The 5,806-nt window shown below is 71.5% G+C and carries 5 protein-coding genes; all 5 read right to left on the reverse strand.

Annotation, left to right across the window (positions count from 1 at the left end):
- Window positions 1–2,404: YfhO family protein (locus VF665_RS12630; protein WP_331053784.1), on the reverse strand; the 2,404-nt coding region annotated here is incomplete at its 3' end.
- Window positions 2,401–3,534 (reverse strand): glycosyltransferase family 4 protein, encoded by a 1,134-nt coding sequence (locus VF665_RS12635; RefSeq protein WP_331053785.1) that lies wholly within the window; start codon window positions 3,532–3,534, stop codon window positions 2,401–2,403. The genes VF665_RS12630 and VF665_RS12635, both read right to left, overlap by 4 nt.
- Window positions 3,531–4,538 carry a class I SAM-dependent methyltransferase gene (locus VF665_RS12640; RefSeq protein ID WP_331053786.1) on the reverse strand — a complete coding sequence of 336 codons (1,008 nt, stop codon included), beginning with the start codon at window positions 4,536–4,538 and terminating at the stop codon, window positions 3,531–3,533. The genes VF665_RS12635 and VF665_RS12640 overlap by 4 nt, the downstream gene beginning before the upstream one ends.
- Window positions 4,539–4,906: 368 nt before the next feature.
- A complete protein-coding gene (locus VF665_RS12645; RefSeq protein WP_331053787.1) occupies window positions 4,907–5,542 on the reverse strand; it encodes a hypothetical protein in 636 nt (211 codons plus the stop codon).
- A 52-nt stretch (window positions 5,543–5,594) separates the two neighbouring features.
- On the reverse strand, window positions 5,595–5,806 hold a 212-nt coding region (locus VF665_RS12650), incomplete at its 5' end, for a glycosyltransferase (protein WP_331053788.1).

A 5,806-nucleotide genomic window follows, 5' to 3' on the forward strand; every position in this document is an offset into this window, starting at 1 on the left:
TCACCGGGGTGCGCCGGCGGCGCAGCATGGAGGCCAGCAGGTACAGGCCGTACAGCGCCAGCAGGCCGAAGCAGGCCAGGGTGATGCGGAACCCGGTGTACAGCTGGGCGGGGCGGAAGGTGAACTCCACCGTGGCGTTCCCCGCAGGCACCTCCACCGCGCGGAAGGTGTGGTTGGCGATGCGAACCGGCACCTCGCGCCCGTTCACCGTGGCGTGCCAGTCCGCGTACCAGTTGTCCGCCAGCACCATCATCGCGGGGCGGCTGCTGGTGGTCTGCACCACAACCCGGTCAGGCTCGTACGCCGTCACCCGCGCCGACCCCTGCAGCGGGGTGGCAGCGAGCGCCGGGGCGCCGCCTTCCACCACCACCTGCGTGCGCGGGTCCCACGACGGGTTCTGCATCACGCCGATGGACTTGCCCGGGGCGCTGGCGATCACCTGCTGCGCCAGGTACGCGCGGGGCAGGGCGGCGAGGTTCTCGTACACCAGCGCGTTCTGCCCGCGGTACGCCTCGCGCAGCATGGGATCCTGAAACTGCGTGGAAGCAACGATGTAGCGCGCGTTGGACGCCGCCAGAAAGCGCGCGTCGCCCAGCACGTTGTGAAAGTCCACGTAGGTTTCCTTCCCTGCGCCCGCGAACTCGTTGTACCGCTGCAGCTGGTTGCCGTGCTCTCCGCCGATCTGGTCGATGCCGAAGCGCATGGGGTAGTCCTTGGTGGCCGGCCACGCGCTCTGCCCCGGGAGCGGAAAGACGCGGAACGGCCCTTCTCGCTGCTGCTGCGCGCGAAAGAAGGCGGTGATGTCGTCTTCGGCGAACATCGTCTCCGGCCCGTCCACCGTCTGCATGAACTTCTTGCCGATCACCCACAGGTCCGCCACCGTCAGCACGGAAAGCAGCACCATCGCCACCGTGGTGTTGATGGAGCGCGCCCACCACGCCCACAGCGCGCCACCGATGAGCCCGGCGAACAGGGCGAAGCGCATCCACCCCAGCGACGGGGTGAGCCCGCTGGTTCCCTCCGCCATCCCCCCGGAGGCCGCGCCCCAGGTCATGGCCGCCAGCACGGCGATCCCCACCACCGCCGCGATGGCGATCGCCAGCCGGTTGTCTCCCGTTTCCGCCGTCCCCACGCGCCGTGCCGCCCGGGCCTCACGCTCCTCCGCCAGCCGCTCCAGCGTGACCGCCGCCATGCTGATGAGCGAAAAGGCGAGGACGTAGTACGCCAGGTCCGGCGCGCGGAACCGCTTGAGCCCGGGAAGGACCTCGTAGTACAGGTGGTAGATGGGCGTGTTGCCGCCCAGCGACAGCGTCAGCGCGAACAGCCCCAGCCCGGCGAAAAAGAGCCAGTACCGGTTGCGGCGCGAGTACGCGACGCCGGCCGCGAACAGCAGCAGCACCAGCGCGCCCACGTACTCCGTGTGCAGGCGAAAGGCGTTCTCCCCCCGGTACACGGGAAGGATGTACTCGCCCTGCTCGTTCTGCACGTTGGCGCCCACCTGCTCCGGCGCGGCCAGCCCCGCCACCGCGCGCAGCGGCATGGAGAACGAGGTGGAGTACTCGTAGCCGCGGCCCCCCGTCATCCCTCGGGGTGACTGCCCCACGTAGTCCTGAAAGGGAAGGAAGTTGACGGCCGCGGCCACGAAGCCGAAGCCCACCGCCGCGATCCCCAGCCCCACCGTCCGGGCCAGCCGCGGCCGGTCGCGGTGCACGCCCAGGGCAAAAAGGAGAAAGAGCGACCAGATGGCCGCGGCCAGCAACAGGTACCACGCGTTCTGGATCTGGAACGAGAGCAGCGCGAACGCCACCGTGGCCGCCGCTCCCGCGAAGGGCGCCACGCGCCCCGTGCGGATGCCGCGGTGCAGAAAGTAGAAGAGCAGGGGCGCCAGCGAGGCCACGATGATGCGCCCGTCGTGCCCGGCGTACACCCAGGAGCTCAGGATCCCGGTCCACTGAAAGGCCAGCCCCACCACGAACGCCACCCACCGGCGGCATCCCATCTCCCGCCCCAGCAGGTACATTCCCCATCCCGCCACCCCGAACTGGAACCAGAACAGGACCGGCAGAAACAGGCGCGTGGGCCCCAGCTCCGCCAGAAAGCGGATGGGGTAGTAGGTGCTCCCCGGATTGGAAAAGAGCGGAACGCCCCCGTACACGTACGGCACCCAGCCGGGCAGGTGCCCGGCCGCCATGCGCTGGTCGATGAACTCGTAGAAGAAGTAGCCGGCGTGCATGTAGTCCGTGCCGAACATCTGCCGCCCGGGCAGGAACCCCGGGAGGAAGTAGACCAGCGCCAGCCCGAAGTACAGGGCAGCGGCCAGTCCGGCGCCCGGGGCGGGCTCGCGGTCGGCGGCGGGCGCCGCCAGCGGCGACGGGCGCCGGGGCGGGGGAGCGGTCTTGGTCATGGCCGTACGGAGGGGGAAGGGGGCGCGGCGCGCCCCTGGGCGATGCGGTTGAGAAAGGCCAGGTGCTCGGCGGCGACGGCGCGCCAGCGGAAGCGCTCGGCGGACTGGCGGGCGGAAACGGACAGGCGTTCGCGCGCGGCGCGGTCGTCCAGCAGCCCCGCCACGGCCGCCGCCAGCGCGGCCGCGTCCCCCGCGGGGACGGTGAGGCCGCCCCGGGGCGCGTCCACCACCTCGGGAAGGGAACCCGCCGCCGCGGCCACCAGGGGAACGCCGGCCGCCATCGCCTCCGCGGCCACCATGCCGAACCCCTCGAAGCGCGACGGCATGAGCTGCACGGCGGCCCCGGCGAACAGCGCCTGGCGCTCCGCCTCGCTCACGGCCCCCAGCATGCGGACGTTGCCTTGCACGCCCAGCGAGCGCGCCATGGCCGCCACGCGCTCCGCGTCCTTGCCGCGCCCCGCGATGCGCAGCTCCACCCCGGGCCGGTCGCGGGCCACGAGGGCGAGCGCCGCCAGCAGGGTGTCGAGCCCCTTCTGAAACACGTCCAGCCGGCCGAAGTACAGCAGGTAGTCTTCCGGGCGGCGGGGCAGGGTGAACAGCTCGTCCGGCACCCCGGCGTACACCATGTCGATGGGCACGCCCGGCGCCAGGGTGCGCAGCAGGTCGCGCGTGGCCAGCGAGGTGGCGGAAAGACGGGCCGCGCGGCGGATCATCGTCCGCTCCAGCGCCTGGATGCCCGGCGCCAGCACCGGGCCCCACCGCTCGCGCGCCGTGGGCCCGCTCACGTGGTGCACGGTGATCCCCCCCGGGCGGTCCGCCGGCACGAATACCGGGGTGTAGGTGCTGAAATCGAAGACGGCGGCGTCGTACGCGGCGGTGCGCAGCAGCGCGTTCGCGGCGCGCGCGTACGTCAGGCGGCTCCAGGCGTACGGGCCGCGCGCGCCCAGGCGCAGGTACCGCACCCCGTCCAGCGTCTCGTCCTTCGCGCCGGGATAGTTGCCCGTGGCGACGGTGGCATCCACCTCTCCCGCCAGATGCCGGTACAGCTCCTGAACGCGGACGGCACCGCCGCCCGCCACCCAGGGGTTGCCGGGATCGTCGTAAATGACGTGCAGAACGCGCAGCGTCACGAGCCGCGCCGCGCGATGAAGAAGTTGGAGCCGATGCTCACGTCCCAGAACCACCGCATGGCGGGGTTGCTGAACGGCCAGCCGCGCGTGGTGAAGTACGACGCCAGCCGGCGCTTGAGGCCGGGGCGCACCTCGTCCGGCCGCGCGATGCGGTTGCGCAGGTAGTGCACCCACAGCTCGCGCGGCTCCACCTCCACCGAAAAGCCGGCCGCCGCCAGCAGCTTGCGCAGCCGCCACCGCGTGGGAATCACCCCCACGTCGTACGTCCCCTGGCCGCCGCCGCGCAGCTTCTCGAAGTACCAGATCTGCATGGCGCGCGGCATGAGCACCAGTCCCGCGAGGTCGTAGTGCGGGTCGTTCCACAGGCTGTAGGCGCTGAACGGCTTGGGCGTCACCATGTACAGCAGCCCCCCGGGGCGCAGCACGCGGTGAATTTCGCGCAGCGTTCCGGGGCGGTCCTGCACGTGCTCCAGCACGTTGTCCAGGATCACCAGGTCAAACGAGCCGTCTGCCCAGGGAAGCGCCTCGGCCACCCCGCTGCGGAAGTCGATCGTGACGCCGTGCTCTTCGGCCCGCAGCAGCCCACGCTCGCGGCTCTTTTCGTCCAGCTCGATGCCGGCGCACACGGAGCCCTGCTCGGCAAAGGCAATGAGCACCCCGGCGTCGCCGCACCCGATGTCCAGCACCCGCGTGCCGCGCGGATCAAAGCCCTTCACGTACCGCCGCAGGGTGTCAACCACGTAGAAGCCCCGCGCGTACTCGCTCACGTACAGGTTCTTCCACGTGTCGAAGTTTTCGGAGCTCCACCACCCCGCGCGCTCCGCCTCCAGCATGGCCAGGTAGCGCGGCTCGACGGCCGAGGTGTCGGTGCGGCTAACCCGCGGCGCGGTTGGTTCCGTCAGCGTCGTTTCTCCGTGCGTGGCGCGGCCGGCAGGGCCGCGGGGGACAGGGGCAAAAGCGGGCCGCACCGCCGGCCCGGGGGCTGCGGTGCGGGGCTGCGACAATTCTACTTCCCAAGACGCGGCGGCGGGAGGGGCAGGGCACGGTACCGCGCCCCGCCCGGGCCGGAGCCCCGGCGGGGAGGGATTGTCCGCGGGCCGTCGCTCCGCACTGCGCGCGACCCCTCGGCGGCGCCGTTCCCGTGCCGGGCCTACACCCGCCATCCCTGGCAAAAAACCTGGATGCACCGGCCGTGGCTCCCGCCCGCCGCGCGGTCGCTCCATCGCGCTTCTCGGGCGATCATGCCCCAGCCCGCCTTGCGGAAGCACGTGAGCCATGCCCGGCGATCCCGTTGCAGAATCAGGTGTTGTCGCGTCCGATCACGAAAACGCATGACCCCGCGATCCGGGATCGAACAGGGAGACCCGCCGATCTACCGCGGAACTTCGCGCCAGCGGAACAGGTCAAAGCGCGTGGTCCATGCGTCGTCTGCGCCGTAGTGGCGCACACCGAAGCCGCCGGCCGGCAGGGGCGGGGACAAATCGGTCCAGCTCGCCTGCAGACGGCCGTCCAGGTACGCGCGCAGCACCGGGCCCTGCGCCTCAAAGCGGACGGTGTGCTGCGTTCCGCGCGGCCACACCACGTCCGCCGTGGCGACTTCCATGAACGTGCCGTTCACGTTGCGGTAGATCTGCAGGTTGCGCTCACCGCGGGGCTCCGGCGCGTCGTCGTCCCGGAAGCCCAGCAGGTAGTAGTTGCCGTTGTCCGCAAAACGGAGCACCAGGCCTCCGTCATCCGCCTGCTTGGTGCTCGTTTCCACCCACCCGTCCGCGAACGCGGGGCCGGTGCGGATCAGCACCTCGTGGTGCGCGGGCCCGAACCCGGTCAGGGCACCGCGCTCCACCGCCCAGTGCTCCATCACGCCGTAGACCGTGTATTCGGCGCGGCTGTCGCGGTCGAACTTGTCTTCGCCGTGCGCGCGGGTCCGCGGGTCCGGCGTGGCCGGATCCGCGAGGGAGCACCCGCACGCCAGCAGCGCCATCAGGGCGGGGACCAGCCGTTTGATCATCATGGATTCGAGTGCGGGATTGTTGCGAGCCGGTTCGGGCGTCTGGAGGTTCTCAGCGCCGGCGGACGGAGTCGTACACCTCCGCCAGCCGGCCGACGATGACGTCCCACGAAAAGCCGGTGCGCACGTCGTCGCGGCCGTTCAGCCCCATCTGCCGCGCGGCGGACGGGTCGTCCATCATCCGGGCGATGGCGCCGGCCAGCGCGGGCGCGTCCCCCGGCGGCACCAGGAAGCCGTTGCGCCCGTCGCGCACGATGTCCACGA

Source organism: Longimicrobium sp. (assembly GCF_036387355.1).
Taxonomy (GTDB): domain Bacteria; phylum Gemmatimonadota; class Gemmatimonadetes; order Longimicrobiales; family Longimicrobiaceae; genus Longimicrobium.

Coding starts and splice junctions, on each gene's coding strand:
- VF665_RS12645 (WP_331053787.1), bottom strand. CDS start 5,542: ATGATCAAACGGCTGGTCCCCGCCCTGATGGCGCTGCTGGCGTGCGGG.